Here is a 21,000-nt window from a genome sequence, read left to right on the forward strand (position 1 = left end):
CAGCATATCCAAATATAAAAATACACGTTACAGAAATAGACACAAAAGAAATTTCATCCATAGACACATCAACGCCGTTCATATCGCTTGTAAATTTTCCAAGTACGGAAGAACGCGTCATATATGGTTCGTTCATTGATGAAACGTTTGATTTCAACAGGCTTTTTTCCGGAAAGTTCTTATTATGCGTGAGCAACAGTCATCCGCTTTCCAAACAAAAGGTCATTCCTGTAAAAACCATCCTTCAGTATCCTGTCATTCTGCATGCGCCCTCGACCTTCGACGGCGGCATTCTTGACACCATGCTTAAATGCTACACGTCATCACGTCCTAATATTTTTCTTGAAACGTCATCCTATGGAATTTTTCTCGACAGCATCGTCAACAATATCGGCGTAGGATTCGTCTATGATATGTTTTTAAATGAACTCATGAATACCTATATAGACAAGTTCAAAAAAATAACGCTCCTTCCGATAAAGGAATATATGGGCATAGTCAGTGGATATCTTACAAGAAAGGGAACTCTTTTCCCGGAGGAAGAATACTTCATTGAAATGTTGAAAAGTCATTACATGGAAAATTACATACAAAATACGACAAGTTCCATTTCCTGAGCATGTCAGACGGGAACGACCTTCTCCACGAACCTCCCGGAAGGCGTCAAATCAGAACGGATGCGCATCTGACACCTCCCGGCGCTGAAGTCCCAGGCTCTCTCCTTTCCTGCTCCCCGTCCTCCGGGAAGCTTTTTTTCATGCTTCCCAAAGCCCTGAAGCTCTGCCTTTCTATCGCCCGCCCCTTTCGCCTCCGTCCGTGCCGAAAGTCCAGAGGGAGTGATACGATCAGGCAAATTTTTGCCAAGAATGCATCTTCATTCTCCCCCTTCCTCTCCACTATGCTGAGCCTAGAGAAAAGAATCCCTTTCCGATGGGCCGATGCATCCATGCCGCGTCTTCCCGATGCGGTTTTCTTTACCGTCGAGCCCGCCATGGAGCCCGGACAATGAACATGACCGCAAAATCCGTCACGGACGTTCTTCTGCTGATTCTGTTTCTTCTGCTCATGGCCGCCCCTCACACGGGCAACGCCGCACACGAATGGCTGGGAGCTTGTCTGGCCGCCGCCCTGCTGCTGCACGCATGGCTGAACCGCGCATGGTACAAGACACTGTTCAGGGGGCGGTACAATGCCGTCCGGCTCGTCAGACTCATGCTGAACGCGATGCTCATCCTGTTCATGCTCGGCACGCTGGCAAGCGCCGTGCCCATTTCACGAACGCTGTTCGCCTTTGCCGGCTTCCGGGGAGAACTTTTCTTCAGAACCGTGCACGTCTTCTGCGCCCACTGGAGCTTCATTCTTGCGGCCGTTCACCTCGGCATGTACGACAAAAGGTTCCGCGCCGCGGCGGCACGCCTTTTCCCCCTTCCCCGCCCGAACGGCCATCGCCTTGCCTCCTCCGGCCTGAGCCTTGCATTCGCAATGTACGGTCTGCACGCCTTCTTCCGGAACGAGCTGATTTTCCCTCTGACCATGCAGAGCTCCTTCATGCTGTGGAGCGAAAGCACCACGCTTTTCCTGCTGGACTACACGGCCATCTTCTTTCTTTTTCTGTGGGGAACAAACGTCCCAGCTTGCCTTGCGCATGCATGGAAAAAACACGCGGCGCTCTTTCTCCACGCCCCCTTGCAGCACCGCATGCCGTCCACCGGAGTCGGGCAGAACAGGCAGCGTTCCCTGTCCGACCAGAAACGATGACCGGCCAGTGACGACCTTCGGCAGCATGGCTCAACCGTATGCGGCAAGGCCGGAACCACGGACAGACGACATCATCCTGAGCGATCAGCATCGGCGACGACAGGCGCGAGACATGAAGACTGGACGCCGAAACTGCCGTTTTTCTGTCGAGACGGAACGGGTGCACGTCCGACGGGTCGGAGCAGCGCCGTCTTTTTTCACGGGCAACACGCACAGTCGAACAGCCCGACCATTGCGGGGCCCCTCTCTGCGGCAACCAAGCGGCGGCAGCTTCATAAACATTCTCTCATGGTCGTTTCAAGACCGGCCCTTCCCCAAAAACTCCTTCCTGCATTGTCGCCGTGCATGCAACCCGTCCGGATAGTACATTCTGCACGGGCGGAATCACCTTGATTCATCCTTTGGTCCAATAACGTTCCGCCTTGCGGATCTGCCGCCTCCCCTTCCCATTTTCCAGGAATGTCAGTACACTCAACGTCGGCATTGAAGGAGACGCCATGCAATGGAGCGCGACGGACCATAAGACGACCGTTCCTGTCCGACAAATCGCCGTCGCTGTGAAAACGCTCTCTGTCGTGATGAATTTACGCCGTCCTCTCGACATTCTCTGAACCGGAGCTGACGAGGCTCTGCCCCGGTGCGGGCAGGCGGAACAAAGGACGCAGAGCGGGAAGTCACGTCTCCGCAGAAAAAGGCCCGACCGTCTTCTGCACGAAAAGCGTCAGGGACGAAAACAGGCAACACCGCCCGCACCGTGCGGGAAAAGGACGGCTTGTGGACAGATACTACAAGGAACAGCTCAAGATGCTGAGGGAAGGGGCGAACGCCTTTGCCCTGCAGCATCCCGCCATTGCTCCCATGCTCCTGACGCAGGGCGGCGATCCCGACGTGGAACGCATTCTGGAAGGAACGGCCTACCTGTGCGGCAAGATTCATGAACGCCTCGATCAGACGGCCCCCGACCTTGTGCAGTCGCTTCTGCGTCTGGTATTTCCCCAGGCCATTCTTCCCATCCCCTCCACAACGCTCATCCGCTTTACGCTTCAGCCAGGCTTTGCCGAGCCGCTCGACGTGGAAAAGGGAACGCAGGTGGCGTCCAATCCGGTGGACGGCGTTTCCTGCATCTACAGCACCACGCATGATCTGCGCGTGCTGCCGCTGGAAATCGTGTCGATCCGTCACGATATGCAGCGTGCCCGCAACAGGGTGGAAGTAAGGTTCAAAAGCCGTGCCCCTCTGCGCACCTTTCTCGGCGACGGGCTGCTGCTGCACCTTTCCGGCGAGTATGCCGCAGCGTCTCAGCGTCTTCTGGCGCTGCTCACCGAGCTTGACCATATGGATATCGTTCTGGGTACGGGCAGGCGCACCCTGCCTGCCTCCTGCGTAAGCTATCCCACCCTGCCGCTCGACGACATTCGTCTTCCTGCAGGAAGAAGAACGAACCGTTCCTACATGGAACTGCTCAGATATTTTCATTTTCCGGAACAGCTTCTGTTCGTGCGCCTATCACAGCTCGACCAGCTTTCCTTCTCCGAATCGCTTAACGAGTTCAGGCTGATTTTCTGCTTCAGGAACAATGCCGATCTGCCGGAGTTTCCGGAAGGCAGCCTCACCCTCAACGTGGTGCCTGCGGCCAACGTCTTCCGCGTTCCCGCCGATCCTCTGGTCATCGACCATACGCAGGAAGAATACCTCATACACCCGCAGGACGGGGAACGGCGCTTTCTGGAAATCTTCAGCATAGGCACGGCGTCGGCCAGAATGCCCGGCGGGCGCATACTGCCATGTATGCCCTACGAAGCCTATCATTCCGACAACAAGGGGCTGCTTTACAGTGTGCGTTTCCGTTCCTCGGAAAAGGAGGGACGCACCGAGCACCTTCTCATGCCGCTGTACCGCTTCGGCTCAGGCTCGCTCGAGAAGTACACTCTGTCCATGGAGCTCATCTGCTGCAATCACACCCTGCCCGGCAGTCTCAGGATGGGCGATATCTGCCGCCCCACGGACAGCTCGCCCGCCCAGGCCAGCTTCACCAATATCATAGCTCCCGCGCCCATGCTGCCCCGGCCGCAGAATGAAAGTCTGCAGTGGCGCTTTTTGTCGCATCTCAACACGAATCTGCTTTCCCTGGCCTCTGCCGACGCCCTGCGCTCCCTGCTGGAACTGTATGTTCCCGAAACTGCGGCCGCACCGGAACTGGCCGCCGCCGACATGCGCCGCTGCATGTCCATCAAGCAGTTTTCCTCTCAAGGCGAGGAGCAGCTGTTCAGAGGAAGGCTTTTGCGCGGACGGGCTCTGTATCTGGAACTTGACCCCTTCGGCTTCGTCTCCGACGGCGACATGTATCTTTTTGCCAATGCTCTGGACAGATTCTTCACGGAATTCACGAGCATCAACAATTATTCCCGGCTGATTCTCAGCATAGCCGGCACGGGGAAACTCCGAGAATGGCCTCCGAGACTGGGCGACAAGCAGCTGATCTGATGGAGCGGCTCAAAGCTGAGCCTCAGCGCTTCACCCTCGGGCAGGCTCTGCGGCTCATCGGCTTCACGCATGCCGGAACTCTGGCGGAATGGGACGCCTTCATCCAGGGGAACGTGTATGTCAGGCCATGGCTTTCTCTGGCCTTTCCTCCAAGCGAGCTTCTGGAATGCGAGGAACGTGAGACCACTCCCCGCTTTTCCCTCACGGCCACGGGCTTCGGCCTCTACAGCACCATGGGGCCGCTGCCTACGTTCTACACGGAAGAGCTGCTCGACGATGCCAGACGCGACGAAAGCATAGCCCGCGACTTTCTCGACATCATCAACAACCATCTCTATCACCTGCTTTATGCGGCCGAGCATCACAACCGGCTGGAACGCCGCACCGTGGAAAGCCGCAGGCCTGTTCCCGCGCATATTCAGTTCTGCCTCATGGGGCAGGCGGCACCCTCGCTGCGCGAACCGGGACTGCCGCAGGCGGTACTCACGGAGCTTCTGACCCACCGTTCCCGTTCCGCCGCCCAGCTGGAAAACTATCTTTCCCATGTGCTCGGACGCTCGGACGTGGAAGTGCAGCAGTGCGTGGAACGACGCGTCAACATCCCCCGCATCCAGCGCTGCCGCCTGGGCGAGGCCAATGCCGTGCTCGGTGAAAACGCCGTGCTCGGCTCACAGGTGCGGGACAGCACGGGCAAGTTCCGCCTTCATCTGCATTCGGTGAGCGCCAGGGACATGCGGTATTTTCTTCCCGGAAACGCCGGATATACCGCTCTGCACGAGCATATACGGCGCTATCTCGACACTCCGCTGGAATATGATCTGGTGCTTCATCCGTCTTCAGATCCCGTGCCGCCGCGCTCGCTCGGCATAAATACCAACATGGGTTTTTATCTCGGTTCTCCCGAAACGTGTCCCGCCGTGACCGTATTCTGGAACCGGTCCTATCGCGCATTCTACGAGGAATAACATGCAGGACAGCCGTTATACCGAATGGTTTCGTTTCGTATCACAGAATCTGCCGGAGGACACCTTTCATGTCGTCCGCTTTACCGGAACGGAAGGCCTCAATACTCTGTTCAGCTTCACCATAGACCTGGTCAGCAGCAACGTCGCCGTGGATACGGCAGCGCTGCTGAGCGCCCCGGCGACCTTCACCATTCTGCGTGAAGACGCGCCTGACGCCGTTTTTTCCGGCTATCCGGCCCGCGTGGAACAGGGCGGCTACTTCAACGGCTACGCCTACTACACGGTGGAGCTGCGTCCGGCCTTCTGGAAGCTGACCCAGGTGGTACAAAGCTCCATATTTCTGAATCAGGACATCCAGGACGTGACGCGCAGTCTGCTTTCAGGGCAGCAGTTCTTTCTCATTCCCTACGAGTTCCGCCTGATGAGAAACTACCCTTCTCCGGAATTCTCCATGCAGTACGAGGAGAGCGTCTACAACTACATTCTGTGGCGCATGGAGGAACAGGGCGCGTATTTCTATTTCTCTCCGAAAGGCGATACCGTCATCTTTGCCGACACGCCCCAGTCGCATGACGCTTCGTCTGCAACGCTTTTCTACTCTCCCACCACGGGGCTGGAAAACAACAAGCGGGAAGAGGTGATATCTTCCTTTTCCCTGGCCCAGACCCCGCTTCCTCATCAGGTGATCGTACGCAGCTATGACTGGAAAAATCCCAGAAAGGTAGTCGTCGGCACGGCGGAAGTGTCAGCCACGGGCATGGGAGACGTATACCTTACCAACGAAAACGTGGAAAGCGACGCCGAAGCGGAACGCATCGCCTCCATCCGCTCGGAAGAGCTCATCTGCCGCAGCCGCATCTTTACCGGCACAGGTTCCGTTCCGACTCTGAGGCCCGGTGTGGTCTTCACCCTGAACAGACACTACAATCCGGCCTTCAACCGTGACTATCTTGTCACGAGCATCACCCACGAAGGCGGTCAGGAAGCCTTTCTGAGCCTCGGCCTCGGCATACCCATGCACGGCGCCAAAGATCACCTGTTCTATCACAACACGTTTTCCTGCATAGAATCGGACGTTCCCTACCGACCGGAACGAAAAGCACCGAGGGCAAAAGTTTCCGGTGTGATCCGCGCTTTCGTAGACGGCGCCGGCAGCGGAGCGCGGGCGGAAATAGACGAGTATGGACGCTACAAATTGCTGTTTCCCTTTGATATTTCACAAAGAAAGAACGGCAATGCCTCCTGCTGGATACGCATGGCCCAGCCTCATGTGGGCAAGGATTCCGGCATGAGCCTTCCCCTTCTGCCAGGCGTGGAAGTCATTGTAAGCTTCATCGACGGCAATCCCGACAGGCCGGTCATCACCGGCGCGCTGCCCAACGGCGAAACCGGCACCATTACCGGATCGGGAAACAACAATTTTTCCGGCATACGCACACCGGGCGGCAATCAGATCACCATCAACGATACCGACACGCATCAGGGCATTTCCCTGCTTTCCGCATCGGGAAACGGCCTGACCATGACATCCGGTTCGCTCGACAGCTCCACCTCCACCACGGATACCTCTCTTTCCACGGCAAGCATCGCCTCGGCGGAAGTGGCCAGCATATGCAAAAGTACGGCCACAGGCTATAAGGTCTCCCAAAGCGCCAGTTGCGGCAAGTCCGGGATGGAACTGGCTCTTTCCCTGCTGCCCAAGATTCTCAGCTCTTCGGGAAAAATCATGGATTCCCTTTCCGAAAAATTCAGCAGCCGCAGTGAATACGAGGGACTGAAATGGGGGGCCGAAGGTTCGAAACTGGCCGGTGTGCTCATTTCCATGGGCTCGGACCTCAAGAGTGCCATATCCAACTCCCCGGATGACTATGGCGTCATCGTCAACTCATCAAGCAAAAAAGCCTCTACCAAACTTCAGGTATTTCCCAGCCGAGGGGAGCTGCTGGGCTATGTGGTCACCTGGCTGGTATCCCGCATCGCCACCTTCGGCCTGGATACAGCCAATACCGGCCTCAAAATATCCGGTTCCACCAATGCCCATGCCAAAAACAAGTATCTTTCCTGCATGGAAACCTGCATGGATGATCTTATCAGTGCCGATGAGAACACCTATAAAGGCAGCTATGACAAAGACCAGGGCGAGATACGAAAAAACTATAAAACGGTACCATGCGCCTATTATTCCGACATATCTTCAGATATGTCCAAAATTATATCCGAGGAACAAAAAAAATATAGCACAATTTTGAAGAAACTTACTCAGGATCAAAATGAATTATCGGCCAAAAAAGCAGCTTTTGAAAATGCCACTGACGATAAAGATAATAAAAAAAAGGAATTCATCGAAAGTATCAAGAGATGTATGGACGATATTATGGAAGTTGATGCAGGCACCTATGCAAATAAATACAGCTCAGACAAAGATACAGGCATAGGCTCGATACGGGGCAAGGTCGATACTGATCCTTCTGGATGCTTTGAAGAAGTCAATAACGACATGAGTTCCGTCATATCTGCAGTTCCGAAGCCGTATCTGGACCGCATTGCCAAATGGAAGACGGATAAAACCAATCTCGACACCCAGTGGAATGTCTACTGCAACGATACCGAGACCAATAAAAAATATTATACCTGTGCCAAGCAGGACGCCATACGCAAGCTGGCCATTTCCAATCTCAGTACGCTGCTTCCGGAACTGACGGCCACTATCGTTCTTCTCATCAATCACAGCAAGACGCCGACTGATGTCGGCGGCATTTCTCTAACCGCAGAGAAAAACATCAACTTGAACGCAAAAACCGCCATCAGCCAGCATTCAGATCAGGGCATACTTCTGCATACAGGCCCAGTCGCCGAATATAATGAGACCAAGCAGGCCGGCTCTCCCATGACGATGGACGAGCTCGTCAATGAGATACACAGTGCCAGTCAGGTGAAAAATGGCAGCAAAGACGTCGACAAATGGGGCATCAAGGGCATAAGCGGCGACTTCATGGCAAAAGACATCAATACCTTTTTCCAAAATGAAGGAGCTCCTTTTACCACCATTGCTCCGGGAGGCACGCCCTATCTGGCCTTCTGTGCACCGCTACAATACAGCAAAGCAGACAACAAGGCAGACCTTGCCGACAACCATTTCTTCTACGACAATACGTTTGTGGCAAGATCCGGCTCCAAGGCCTCTACCCTGACCATGACCCGGGATAAAATTGCTTTGGAAAATCCTATGGACAATGCCGTAGTAAGGGTGTCTGTCAACTCTGATTACGGAGCCAAGCACACGAATACCATCGGCCTTTCCATCGAGAAGGAGTTCATCTCCCTCAATCACAAAGAGAATTCTCTCGTCTATCTGGATGACGACTGGGCAGCCATGAAGGCCAAGGACAGCCAAGTCTTCCTCACCAAAGATACCATGGCCATTACAGGGAAAACCATATCCATAGCAGGCGAGGATGACATCAGCATTAAAGGCAACAAGGTGGAGGTTGCCGGCGTAGTCATGCAAAAAGGCAAGATCCAGGGTTCGAACAGCGGCGTGCTGGAAATCGGGGGTGCCATCAAAGTCATGGCAAGTCAGGTAGCCGCCAGCGTAAAGGATGCGGAATCCTCCATCAAAAACGCGCTGGACAAGCTGAACGAGCGCATCGACGCGTTGGACAAAAAACTGTCCTCCGACACCACCAAAGACTCTGCCGCCAAGCCGGAATGACCGGCAAAAGACATCTGCCATGACCATCGACAAACCGGACACGCTGAATCTTTCATCACAGCCGTTTGAGTGGCGGGGGAATCTGCATCAGTGCTTCACCGCAGGATTCGGCTTCGACCTTCTCACGGGAAAACTGCTTGCCGCCGACGCGGCCTTCGCCGCCGCCATGCAGGCGCTCGCCCCCGGCGACTGCATGGACACGGGACTGCCCAAGAAACAGGCGGAATGGCTGCTTGCCGCAAACGCCTGCGCCCCGGCAGGAACAACTGTGCCGGGCCTTGTGGTCGACATGCGCGTGGGATCCTCGTCCCGCCGCCTGCTGGTAACGGATGAAGAACCCTTTGCCTCCATGCCTCTTATCTGGGCAAATACCTGGGGTACGCCGGAAGAAAATCCCGCCGGTCTTCCACCGGCGCAGTTTTCCCGTGCGCCTGTTGCCGACTCCGCCCTGCCCTTCGGGGCTCCGGCCTGTCCCGGTCCCCGGGGAGCCTGGCCCTGCCGCATGAAAAGCATGGGCACCTACGACGGCGCATGGCTCAAGAGCCGCTGGCCCGGCGTGCCCGACGACTTCGACTGGAGCTTCTTCAATCTCGCCCAGCCCGCCCAGCGTCTACCGGAAGGCATACGGGGCGACGAGACGGTGGAACTTACCTCGCTGCATCCCGAGCATACCCGTATTGCCACCTCCCTGCCCGGTAAAAAGGTACGTCTTTTTCTGGAACGAAACGGCGCCTGGAGTGAACACGCCATAGCGGCCGACACCGTCTGGCTGTTCCCCAATCAGCTTACGGGCATTGTTCTGTGGCATGCCATGACGCCCTGTGCCGATGAAAAGGCCTCCGACATAGCGCAGGTCCGTCTGGTTCTGGAGCCGGAAGATTCGACAGATGAAGCGTCCCCCGGCGATATCGCCGTACCGCCCGACGAAAAGCCTGCTGAAGCCTCCTTCACGGCACCGGCAGCCGCGGCCGTCAGCGCCTCCTTCACGGCGGAAGAGGCGACAAAAAGCGCCGACTCCTCTTCCGGGAAAAAAAACGGTGCCGCTTCACAAAACGGTCATGACGACATCAAGGCAGAGCCTGCCGACAAGGACGATGCGGAACCTTCTTCTGAAGAGACTCTCAAGGCATCTGACATAAGCGCCGCTCTTGTTTCCAGTTTCGACGACTCTCTCGACGACATCAACCAAGCGCTGACGGAAATCGGACTTGCCCCGATGACTGAGGAGCAGATTGCCGAAACCAAGGCACGGCTTACGTCCATGGCGGCAGACATACAGGCCGTGCAGGATGAGGCCGAAAAAACCCTTCCGGAACTTTCCGATATTCTGAGACAGGCAGGCGTGCCCGAACAGCGCATACAGGCGGTGAACAGCGTACTGGACATGGAGCAGCCCAATCCCGAAGATTTCAGCGACGCCGCTTCGTGGCAGAGCGCCGTGGATGCCTATGTCGCCTCCTTCTCTGCCCTGATGCAGCCTTCCGAAGAAATACAGCAGGGCATGAAGGATCTTCTGAGCCTTCGTGGCCCGGGGGGCGAAGAGGCGCTCATGAAGAAGCTGGGGGCGACCCCGGCAGACGACACCGCAGCCCTGCTGGTGCAGGCGGGCATGGAACCAGCCGCAGCCGCGCGATTTCTGACCATGCTCGACGGCGAAATCCCTTCCGACCTGAACGAGCTTTCTGCCTTTGCCGGAAAACTGGAAAAGGCGGCGGGATTTCCCGAGGGCTCCGTATCCGAACACATCGATGCCTTCCGCCGCATGCTTGACGAGGCCGGTCTGAACGATGGCGACGAGGCGAAGGAAGACAGCGAAGCCATGCCGTCGGACGAGCCCGCCGCCCCTCTTTCCGAAGAAAATTCTGAAGACGCCGAACCCGCGTCTTCTCCGCAGACGCCGCCATCCGACGAGAAAGACACGGAAGAAGAAGAAAAGCCCGGAGAAAACACCGCGCAGGACAGAAGCTCCGTGCTTCTGCTGCTTGCCGGCGGCGGAAGCCTTGCCGGGCTCTCTCTGGCGGGTGCGGACCTTTCGGGGCTGGACCTTTCCGGGCAGGACATGACAAAAACGGTGCTGAGGGAGGCGAACCTTTCCGGTTCCCGGCTGGACGGCTGCGCTCTTTCCGGCGCGGACCTTGCCGGGGCGAATCTTTCCGGCTGCTCCCTTGCGGGCGCAGACCTTGCCGGGGCCTCGCTTGCGGGCGCCTCGGCCCCGGAAGCCTCCTTTGCCGGTTCGCATCTCGACGGGGCCGATCTTTCCGCCATGAGCGCACCGGATGCGGATTTTGGAAAGGCGTCGCTGGCCGGAGCCACTCTTGCCGGGGCGTCGCTGGCCGGGGCGTCATTCATGGAAACCGCGGCGGAAGGGCTGAACGCCGCAAATGCCTCGCTTGCCGACGCACGCCTGCGCTTCTGCAATCTGCGAAAGTCCGTCTTTGACGGGGCGGATCTCTCCGGGGCGGACGTGCACAACTCCGTGCTCGACGGCTCGAGCTTCCGTTCCGCCCGTCTGGAAGGAACCACCTTCTGCTACGGCACAAGCATGGAACAGAGCGATGTTGCCGGAAGCTCGCTGAAAGGCGGCGTATGGACGGACGTGAAGGCCGCAGGCTGCACGCTCACGCAGGTGAGTGCCGCCGGATGCATGTTCACGGACTGCGATCTTTCCGGCGCGTCTTTGCGCGGCGCGGATATCCGAAACGGTGACTTTTCCCGCACCTGCCTGCGCGGCGCCGACATGCACGGCATGAATCTGTTCCGCGGCTCCCTGCGGGAAGCCTGTCTCGAACATGCTGATCTTTCCGGCTCGAATCTCTACGGCGTGGACATGTACCGCATACGCACGGATGCGGGCACGAACTTCGACAGGGCCGACTGCACCGCCACGGTGCTTGCGGCGCGCAGGGAGGCCTGATGGAAAACACACAGCCTGACAAAACCATGATTCAGGGCCTCGACTTCAGCGGTCAGGATCTTTCGGAACGCTCCTTTGCGGACGCGCACCTTGAAAACTGCCGCTTTAACGGCGCAAGGCTCGCCTCCTGCGACTTCACCCGTGCCGAAATTCTGAACTGCCTCTTCGATGACGCCGATCTGACGGATGCCGCATTTGAAGAAGCGCGCCTTGAAAACGTCAGCCTGCAAAACGCCGACATGAAGCACGTTTCGCTCATACGGGCCGTGCTCAACCATGCGGATCTTGGCGGAGCGAATCTTGAACGGGCGCTTATTCTCGAAACCGTTCTCACCGACGTGCGCTGGCCCCGGGTGACGCTCTCCCAGGCCACGCTGCGCGGGCTTTCGGCGCTGCCCCACTTTGAGGACGCCGACCTGACCATGACGCAGTGCCTGAACTGCGAGCTTTCCGGCCTGCGCCTTGTCCGCGTGAAGGCGCATCTTCTCACCTTGCAGCATTGTCGTGCTCAGGGCATCATCTGCGAAGACGACGACCTGACGCAGCTTATCGCCATGCAGACGGATCTGTCCGGCTCCAGCTTCCTGCGCTGTCGTCTGGCAAGGGCGGGACTTACGGGCAGCGACCTTTCCCGATGCCGCTTTTCCGGATCGGATCTTGCCGAAGCACATCTGGAAGAAAGCCGTCTTGCGCTTGCCGGCCTTGCCGGGGTATCCTTGCCGAAGGCGGGGCTTGCCGGCGCCGATCTGTCGGGAGCCGACTTTTCCGGCGCCGACCTGACCATGGCGGATCTCTCCCACGTTACGGCGGAATTCGCCCGCTTTTCAGGAGCAAGACTGCCCCTGGCCAATCTGCACGCCGCGGACCTTGCGCGTGCGGACATGTCGGGAGCGGATCTTTCCTCCGCACGGAAAACGGACCCGGCACTGCTTCGGGCGGAATCTTTCAAGCCGTCGCTTTAACCAAAGAAGGAAACTATGGGATACGCACTTCCCCTGGACGTTACGGGCAACCGCCTTGTTTCCGGCACCGTGCAGACCTGCCGCGGCGACGATCTGCTGATTGCCGGAGAATCGGGTCTTCTCAGGGCCGTGCGCGCCGAAAGCTGCCTGCTTGCGCCCCAAAGGGGCGACCGGGTGCTTGTGGCGCTGCTGGACTCGGGAGAAGCCTGGGTTTTGAGCGTGCTTCAGCGTCACGGAAAAGAGGCCGAGCTTCATCTGCCGGAGCGCACCACGCTGCGCGCCGAAGAGCTGAACATTCAGGCCGGGCGCGCCGGACTCGACGCCTCGTCGCTCACGCTTCGCGGCGATGACGTGAAGCTGGAAGGAAAACGCATGGAAATACGCTCCCGTCTGCTGGCCTTCGGCGGGCAGGTGCTTCTGCAGGGCTTTGCCGTCATGCAGACCGTTGCCCACAAACTGGCGGAAAACATCGTCCGCCGCTCCTCCCGCTACGGAAGCCTGAAGGAAAACGTCGACGATCTGGCGGAACGCAGAGCGGGCAGAGTGCGTATGGACAGCCGCACGACGCTGCGCGTCCGTTCGGAAAACGCGGACATACGGGCGAAGGGACAGATGGATCTCGACGCCGAACACATCAAGGTAGGCTAACCATGTTTGCGCTGACGCTTCAGGGCGGAACGTGCATGAGCACGCCGCCGGACGTATGCAAGACGCCATCGCCCACCGGCACGACGCCCGTTCCCTACGTCAACATCTTCCAGTGCAACATGGTCACGCCGAACACGGCCTGTTCCAAGGTGTTCATCGCGGGCTCTCCGGCGCTGCACGTCAAGTCGCAGACCACCATATCGAACGGCGACGAAGCCGGGAACATGGGCGGCGTGGCGTCGTCCAAGTTCATCGGCAAGGGCGAATTCATCAAGGGCTCCGCCAAGGTGACCCTCGAAGGCAAGGCCGCCGTTTCCCAGGGCGCGACCACCAAGCACAACGACGGCAACACGACCGGCATGTGCAGCATGGCCGCGCAATCGAAGGTGCAGATTGACTAATTCTTCACGCCAGAGCCGCAGGCTTCTGCGACCGTTGCCGGCAGGTCTTCTCTGCCTGCTTTTTCTTGCAGCGTCCACGGCAGGATGCGGCGGTGGGGACAAAAGCACGCTGCCGCCTCCTCCCTCGCCCGTCGAGAACCCTGCCGACATCGTGTGGAATCAGGAAAAGGACGGCATCCGCTTCCGCATAGAGGCATCTTCCGACCTCAACAGGGAAAAGGACACGGCGCTGGGGCTGACCATCTGCGTGTATCAGCTCAAGGACTGTTCCGCCTTTTCGGCGCTGGCCGCTTCGCCCAGAGGCATAGACACGCTGCTGGACGGCGACCTGCAGAAGGCCGATGCGCTGAGCAGCCGCGTGTATCACATCCAGCCCGGATCCACGCTCGACGTTGCCGCAGACCGCATGGAAGGCGCCCGCTATCTGGCCGTGGTGGCCGGATACGCCCACCTGCGTCCCGAGCTGTGCTCCTCGGTACTGCCCTTTCCCGTGCATGAGGAGACGAAGGGCCTTTTGTTCAGAACCAGACTCTACAGTGCCGCGAATCTTCAGGCACTGGTCCGCCTTGGTGCGGAATCCGTCAGCATTTCAGGAGTGGAACGTGTACGATAGTCCCCTTTTCTGGGAGCACGGCGTCTTTTTGCAGCCGCAGCATTTTCAACTGGAACACCTTCAGGCCGCGCGCAGTCTCTCCGCCGCCCTGTCGCTGCTCAATCCCTACCTCTGGGGCGTCCGTCGCCTGTCCGTCAACGAAACGGCTCTCGACAACGGCGTCTTTGAGATAGTCTCCCTGGAACTGCTTCTGCCTTCCGGCGAATGGGTGGTGCTTCCCGGAAACGCCACGCTGCCCGCGCGGGCCTTCCGCGACGTGTGGACGAACCCGGAAGCGCCTCTCACGGTCTTTCTGGGGCTGGCCGAATTCCGGGAGATGGGCGGCAACGTGGCCCGCACCGACGATCCCGGAACCATTTCCGAGACCATGCGCTTTTCCGCGCCTCTCACGCCCGATCAGATTCCCGATCTGTACGGCGACGGCCCGCGTTCGGAAGTGCAGACGCTCCGCTACAATCTTCGTCTCTTCTTCGACACGGAAGAGAGAAGGAACGTATGGCAGATGCCCATAGCGCGGCTCGTCAGGGACGGAGAGCACATACGCCCCGACCCTACCTTCGCCCCCGCCTGCGTGGACCTGAACGCCGTGCCCGCCCTTCACCGTCTGGTGCGGGACGTCAGAGACACCCTGCTTTCCCGCAGCAAGCAGCTTGAAGAATACAAGATCATTGCGGGAGACACGGGCATTTCCGGCGTTTCCTCCCTGCACGGCATCACGCTCTTCAGCATTCTCGGCGTTCTCAGCCGCAACGCTCCGGAACTCGACCAGTATCTTGCCGCACCCTCCATACATCCATGGCCGGTCTACAGAAGCCTGTGCCGTCTGGTCGGCGAGCTTTCCGTATTCTCCGCCACGCTGTCTCCTCTGGGCGAAACGCCGCAGGGAACCCGCGCGCTGCCCGCCTACGACCACGAAAGCCTGTTCGACTGCCTGAACGCCGCATCCAACATCATTTCCCGCCTGGTGAACACGCTCGTCATAGGCCCTGCCTACACGTTTCTGCTGGAACCTCTCCGGCAGCCGGACGTTCTCGGCACCGCCATGCCCCAGAGCGCACGCAGCAACAGCTATGCCTACTGGCTTCTGCTGCGCACCTCCCATCAGGAAAACCTCGCCCGCCGCGTCCAGACTCTCGGCAAGCTCGCGCCCTCGTCGGACATGGCGGCCATCACCCGTCAGGCGCTGCCCGGCATACGGCTGAGCTGCGTGGAACAGCCTCCCGCCGGTCTGCCGCGCCGAAAGGACACGCTGTATTTCATGATAGATCAGAACGACGGGCTGTGGCAGAAGGTGCTGCAGACCGGCGAGGTGTCCTTCATGCTGCCGGAGCGCCCGGACGATCTCATCGTGCAGCTTACCGTCATTCAGAGGTGACGCATGGAACTTATGGAACGTTTTTCTCCCCTCATGAGCGAGGCGCTGCACTGCTCCGGCTCGGCGGAAGGCCTTGCGCTGCCGCTTGAGGAAATTCAGCGCCGTCTGGTGGAGACTGCGGAGCAGGAACGGTCAGCCGTGCCGCTTTCCGCCAACGACACGCTGCCCGACTTTTCCGACGTCCGCAGACGGGAGCTTGAGATGTGCCGCCTTGCCGTATACGCCTGGGCGGACGAGGTCATGCTCCATTCTCCGCGCCCCGACGCCATGTCATGGATGCCTCTCAGTCTCCAGTGCCGGTACTTTCACACCACCGAAGGCGGTCAGCTTTTCTTCACGCGTCTCACCGGACTTCTCGACGACATGGGAATCGCTGCGGACGAGGAGGACGGGGAAGGAGGAACGGACGACATCGCCGCGCGTCTGGAAGCAGCGTGCAGAGCGGCTCCCTCCGCTCCGGGAGCGGACGTGCTGCGTGTCTTTGCCCTGTGCCTGCTCTACGGCTTTCAGGGACGCCTGTACGGCCGTCCGGAAACGCTCTCCCGGGTACGCAAGGCATGCTGGGATCTCATTTCCATGAAGGATCGCCCTCTAAAAGCCCCGGCCCCGGCTCTCGCCGAACGCCGGGACCTGCGTCATGTTCTGGAACCGGCCGCCTATGTGCTCGTTCCTCTCGTCGTTGTGGCCGCGTTCGGCCTGTACTGCGCCGACATTCTTTCCAACATTCCCGTCAAGGGCTTTTAATTCTCATGGTGACCCGTCCGAAGCGGGATGAACAGAGGCTTTTCGATGCGTTTTCTGGGTAAGGTGCTTATATGGCTTATCTGGCTGCTGCTTCTGGCGGCGGCCTTCGTCCTGCTGACCGCGCTTTCATGGTGGATGAAATGGCCTCTCGCCACAGGAGGAGTGCTGCTGCTCGGCGTGCTCGGCCTGGTGCTGGCCTTCTTCGGCGTGCGCGCGCTGTACCGCTGGCGCGACAAACGCCGCTTCGTCCGCAAGATCATGGACGAGCAGGCGAACATGGAGGAAGGCGGCTCCTCTTCCGTCGGGCGCATGACCGAGGCGTGGCAGACGGGCATGGACATGCTGATGAAATCGCCGCTGCGCTTCCATCAGCGAATGCAGTACAGTCAGCCATGGTTTCTGACTCTTGACGAAACCGGGAGCATCTCGCCGCTGTTCCGAAGCTTCGGCAATGCCGTTCCCCGGCAGGAAGGATCCCCGCTCTACTGGCATTTTCTCTCGCAGACGGTGCTGCTGCACTGTCAGGCCTCCGAAGGAAAAGATCAGGACTGGGAAGAACTTCTGGCCTCGCTGGCCCGGAACAAACGCCGGATGCCTCTGCGCGGCATGATCGTTCTGCTTTCGCTGAGCGATCTTGAAAAGCGCTCCGACGAGGAGCTTGCCCTTCTCGGCCAGCGTCTGCGCTCCCGTGCACAGCAGGTCATGCTGAGTCTGAGCAGGCGCTATCCCGTGTACGTCCTTGTTCAGGATCTGGAAAGCCTGCCCGGCATGAACGACGTGATGTCCGTCGTGCCTTCCGCCACGCTCGACCGGCCTCTCGGCCTTCTGACTGCGGACGCGGAAGGGGAAGTCGGACGCCGCTGCGCCGATTCGGCTGCCTCGACGCTGGAAAACGCCGTTCGCGCCGCCGCAGCCGCAGGCGACCTGCCCCACGGCGACATGCTGAGGGCCGTCCGGGAACTGCGTCTCTTCGGGGAAAAACTGGAACTGGTTCTTGAAGGGCTGACCCGCGAGGTGGCACATCAGGTGACGCCGATCCTTCGCGGCGTCTTCTTCTGTCCGTCGCCTTCCGCAGAAGACGGAAGGACGAAATTCCTGAGCGGCATACTCTCCCGCGTGCTGCCTGCCTCGACGCAGCCGGCCTCTCTGAGCGGCGGCCTGCCTTTCTATGCCTCCACGAAGGTGGTGCTCATGACGGCATGGCTGACCCTCATGCTGTTCATCTGCGGCCTTTTTGCCGTCAACACCGTCTATCAGCACCATGTGCTGACCGTGGAAGCCGCCTCCGACATGGCCGATGTCTCGCACGACGACACCTACAACAGGCTGTATAAGGAAATGCTGTACGCCAGACGGCTCGAGCAGGCCCGCAAGTCTTGGTTCCTGCCCTCCCTCGGAGGGGACATGCTGCTGCGCGTCGAACAGAAGGTCAAGGCGCACTTCGTCGTGCAGGTGAACTCCGGCATCATGAGTCCCATGCTGAGCAGCTTCCAGAGCTTCCTCACCCGCCCGTCCTCCGCCAGGGACGACGACGCGGAAATGGACGTGTTCCGGGAACTCATCTGGCTGTGCTCGGCCATTTCCGACAGGGTCGCCTACGGCCGTCTGCCGCTGGAAACACAGGCGGCCTTTCCCGTCACGAAAAGCGACCGGGAACGCTGGAGCCCCGTCATGGGACAGCTCATCATCAACGCCCTGAACTGGACGCCGGACGGCGAACAGCTCGACGTGCTCTCGCAGAATCTGCGCAGTCTGCTCACGCTGTCCTTCACTCGGGGCGAAGGCAACCTTCTCAACACCTTCGTCGTGGAAAACGTCAACCGGAACATGCCGGGATCGGCCGTGTGCACCTCGCAGTTCTGGCCGCACCTCGGCAGCACGAGCGGCGACAATCTGTGCATTCCTCCCGCCTATACCGCCGCAGGCTACGCCGTCATCCGCGACACGGTGCAGGACCTGGAATACATTGCCGGCAACAATCAGACGCTGCATCAGGAGCTTTCCGTTCTTCTCGACGCCTACTTCAAACGCTATGCCGGTCTGTGGCAGAACTTCGCGGAATCCTTCAGCGAAGAGGGGCTCAAGGTGCAGCAGGGCGACGTGTTCAGCGCCTACGCGGACGTCACGGACATCATGGACGTGCCGCACATGCGCCTTCTCCACGCCATGGCTTCGGAGCTTGCCCCCATGCGCGACGCCAAAAACACGCCCGCCTGGATATCCCGGTTCTGGCTTACGGACGCCATGGCCGAAGTTTCTCTCATACAGCACAAGAACGGCGTAAAGGGCTCCCACTGGAAGGCGCTGCTGTCCGTGGTAGGCACCTCGCCGCAGCTTCTCCAGCGTCTTCGGGCCGAAACGCAGGATGCCGGTCAGCTCAGAGAACTGCTGCTGTCCTCGGAACACCTGCATCAGTATCTCGACAAGATCGTGGATCTTCTGCACACGCTTGCCAGTCCGTCGAAGTCGCTGGAGCTTGCCGCCGTGCACTATGCCACGCGCGGCACGGAAAAGCCGGAAAACAGTCCGTACACGGAGGCGGAAAAGGACTTCACCGAGGCCTTCCGCGTGTTCCGCGACGGCGCCGCCTCTCCTGCCCGGACTCTTCTGCGCGGCATGCTCGACTTCATCGCCCAGGGAACCACGGTACAGGCGGCGCGCATGCTCCAGCAGGAATGGGAAAGCGGCGTGCTGAGCAGTCCGGCGGCGCTCTACAGGCAGGACGACGTGGAAGCGCTCTTCGGCAGCGAAGGCGTGGTGCAGACCTTCGTCAGCGACAAGCTGAAGCCCTTCCTCACAAGGCAGGACAGGGAACTTGTCGCGGCCCGCTGGGGCAGACTCACGTTCCCCTTCACCACGGACTTTCTCAGCACGCTCTCCCGGGCCGAAATCATCGCCGCCGATCCGCCGAAGGATACGTTTTACGTCCTGCTCCGCTCTCAGCCCACGCTCGTCAACGTGGATGCGAAAGTGCGTCCGGACTCCACAGAGCTCACGCTCCAGTGCCGGGGACGGGAAAACCGTCTCGTCAACCGCAACTATCCGCGGGATGAAAAATTCCAGTATTCCGCAGAAGATTGCGGCGGAGCCACGCTGGAGCTGCGCTTTCCCGCCTTCACGCTCCGGCGCAGCTACGCGTCCTTCCCCGAATTCCTGCAGGATTTTGCCTACGGAGAACGCGTGTTCGGCCCCGAGGACTTCCCCGACGAAGCGGCGGACATGAAAGAGGCGAACATCCGTCAGATCACCGTACGCATTCTGCCGGACAACGTTGCCGACGTTCTCCGGCACACGGAGAACCTGCCTCCCGAACTTCCCGACCGCATAACCTATGTATGGTGACGGCATGAACTCATTACGAAATCTTTTCCGAGGCATGCTGGTTGTCTGGCTTGTTCTCGTCGTCATTTTAAGCATCGTGGTGGCAAGAAGCACGAATTCCGCCTCTTCGGGCAATCTTCTGGCCTTCCTGTTCACCCGCGTGGAGAATACGGTCCTCATGCCCGTGCTGCCTGCGGTCAGCACGCCCGCGCCTGCGCCCGCACCCGAACCTGCCGCAGAGCCGCAGGTCCCGGCCGAGCCTCAGCCGGCGCCGCAGGAGTGGCTGCCCCTCAGCGAAGGAAAAACGGCAGGCAAAGGCGTGCTGAGCAGACCGGAACTGCGCACGCTCGACGACGGCTCTCTGGAACTTACGCTCTCCTGCGACGGCACGCCCGGAGACTTCAGTCTCTACCGCCCCACCAACGTGCCCGCGCTGTCCGTGGACCTTCAGGGAGCCTGGGGCAGTCATGTCAGTCTTGACCAGAAGATTGCGGAAAGCTGTCTGTACCGCATTCAGATAGCCACGCACCCCACATGGATGCGCATATCGGGCATAGCCAGAGACAACAATGCCCCCCTGTCCGCCAAAGTGGAATATTCCTCCCGGGCCGGAAAGATACGCATCGTCTTCAGCTCGGGGTCCTAGCCATGGCGGGACTGCGATTTCTTGAGCGCCTGCGGAAGATGCAGCATGAAAAGGACGGGCGGGACTCGGTGGACGTCGAGGACGTGCTTGAGTCCGTCATCGACTACGTCACCAAGATCCTCAACACCCGTCAGGGCAGCACCGTGCTCGGAGACTCCTTCGGCATTCCCGACTTCACAAGCACCGGCGTGAACTTCACAAACGAGGACATTCCCCGTCTGGAACGGGAAATCGCGACCTTCGTCGAACACTGCGAACCCAGGCTGTGCCATGTGTCCGTCCACTTTACCCCAGACGCCAACACTCCTCTCCAGATGACCTTTTCCCTGAACGCCGAGTTGAAGTTCGGCAGCAGCGGTCTGCTTCCCGTCCACTTCGTGACCAGAGTGAACCCTCTCGGCAAGGTCACCGTGACGCAGTAACGCCGCTTGACGGGGAAATGAGACCGGACGCATTA

The 21,000-nt window shown here is 59.2% G+C and carries 15 protein-coding genes; all 15 read left to right on the top strand.

The genetic code is table 11. The features are described 5' to 3' along the window. Window positions 1-617 (top strand): LysR family transcriptional regulator substrate-binding protein (locus QZZ60_RS03635; RefSeq protein ID WP_295637934.1); only part of this gene is annotated, 617 nt, incomplete at its 5' end. Window positions 618-1,011: 394 nt separating this feature from the next. After that, window positions 1,012-1,758, top strand: a complete 747-nt coding sequence (locus QZZ60_RS03640) for a hypothetical protein (protein ID WP_295637937.1) — start codon at window positions 1,012-1,014, stop codon at window positions 1,756-1,758. 774 nt (window positions 1,759-2,532) lie between these two features. Beyond that, window positions 2,533-4,242: a type VI secretion system baseplate subunit TssF gene (gene tssF, locus QZZ60_RS03645; RefSeq protein ID WP_295637940.1), complete on the top strand. Its 1,710-nt coding sequence runs from the start codon at window positions 2,533-2,535 to the stop codon at window positions 4,240-4,242. Further along, complete coding sequence (gene tssG, locus QZZ60_RS03650; RefSeq protein ID WP_295637943.1) at window positions 4,242-5,207, top strand: type VI secretion system baseplate subunit TssG; 966 nt, start codon at window positions 4,242-4,244, stop codon at window positions 5,205-5,207. The genes tssF and tssG overlap by 1 nt, the downstream gene beginning before the upstream one ends. Before the next feature lies 1 nt (window position 5,208). Further along, the gene (locus QZZ60_RS03655; protein ID WP_295637946.1) at window positions 5,209-8,919 is read left to right on the top strand and encodes a type VI secretion system Vgr family protein; all 3,711 of its coding nucleotides are present in this window, start codon (window positions 5,209-5,211) and stop codon (window positions 8,917-8,919) included. A 19-nt stretch (window positions 8,920-8,938) separates the two neighbouring features. Then, on the top strand, window positions 8,939-11,833 hold the full coding sequence (locus QZZ60_RS03660) for a DUF2169 domain-containing protein (protein WP_295637948.1): 2,895 nt from the start codon (window positions 8,939-8,941) through the stop codon (window positions 11,831-11,833). Next, window positions 11,833-12,795 (top strand): pentapeptide repeat-containing protein, encoded by a 963-nt coding sequence (locus QZZ60_RS03665; RefSeq protein WP_295637951.1) that lies wholly within the window; start codon window positions 11,833-11,835, stop codon window positions 12,793-12,795. The genes QZZ60_RS03660 and QZZ60_RS03665 overlap by 1 nt, the downstream gene beginning before the upstream one ends. A 15-nt stretch (window positions 12,796-12,810) precedes the next feature. Then, window positions 12,811-13,443: a DUF3540 domain-containing protein gene (locus QZZ60_RS03670; RefSeq protein ID WP_295637953.1), complete on the top strand. Its 633-nt coding sequence runs from the start codon at window positions 12,811-12,813 to the stop codon at window positions 13,441-13,443. Window positions 13,444-13,445: 2 nt separating this feature from the next. Continuing rightward, entirely contained in the window at window positions 13,446-13,844 is a 399-nt protein-coding gene (locus QZZ60_RS03675; RefSeq protein ID WP_295637955.1) for a DUF4150 domain-containing protein, read from the top strand. Beyond that, complete coding sequence (gene tssJ / locus QZZ60_RS03680; protein ID WP_295637958.1) at window positions 13,837-14,457, top strand: type VI secretion system lipoprotein TssJ; 621 nt, start codon at window positions 13,837-13,839, stop codon at window positions 14,455-14,457. Before QZZ60_RS03675 ends, tssJ begins: the two co-directional genes overlap by 8 nt. Next, on the top strand, window positions 14,447-15,832 hold the full coding sequence (tssK, locus tag QZZ60_RS03685) for a type VI secretion system baseplate subunit TssK (protein WP_295637960.1): 1,386 nt from the start codon (window positions 14,447-14,449) through the stop codon (window positions 15,830-15,832). Before tssJ ends, tssK begins: the two co-directional genes overlap by 11 nt. 3 nt (window positions 15,833-15,835) lie before the next feature. Continuing rightward, window positions 15,836-16,576, top strand: a complete 741-nt coding sequence (locus QZZ60_RS03690; protein ID WP_295637962.1) for a DotU family type IV/VI secretion system protein — start codon at window positions 15,836-15,838, stop codon at window positions 16,574-16,576. 45 nt (window positions 16,577-16,621) lie between these two features. After that, the gene (locus tag QZZ60_RS03695) at window positions 16,622-19,918 is read left to right on the top strand and encodes a type VI secretion protein IcmF/TssM N-terminal domain-containing protein (RefSeq protein WP_295637965.1); all 3,297 of its coding nucleotides are present in this window, start codon (window positions 16,622-16,624) and stop codon (window positions 19,916-19,918) included. Between the two features lie 34 nt (window positions 19,919-19,952). After that, complete coding sequence (locus QZZ60_RS03700) at window positions 19,953-20,543, top strand: hypothetical protein (RefSeq protein WP_295637967.1); 591 nt, start codon at window positions 19,953-19,955, stop codon at window positions 20,541-20,543. A 2-nt stretch (window positions 20,544-20,545) separates the two neighbouring features. Continuing rightward, window positions 20,546-20,965, top strand: coding sequence for a type VI secretion system baseplate subunit TssE (gene tssE / locus QZZ60_RS03705; RefSeq protein ID WP_295637970.1), 420 nt, complete (start codon window positions 20,546-20,548; stop codon window positions 20,963-20,965). The last annotated feature ends 35 nt before the right edge of the window (window positions 20,966-21,000 follow it).

Source organism: uncultured Mailhella sp., from assembly GCF_905187505.1.
GTDB lineage: Bacteria > Desulfobacterota > Desulfovibrionia > Desulfovibrionales > Desulfovibrionaceae > Mailhella.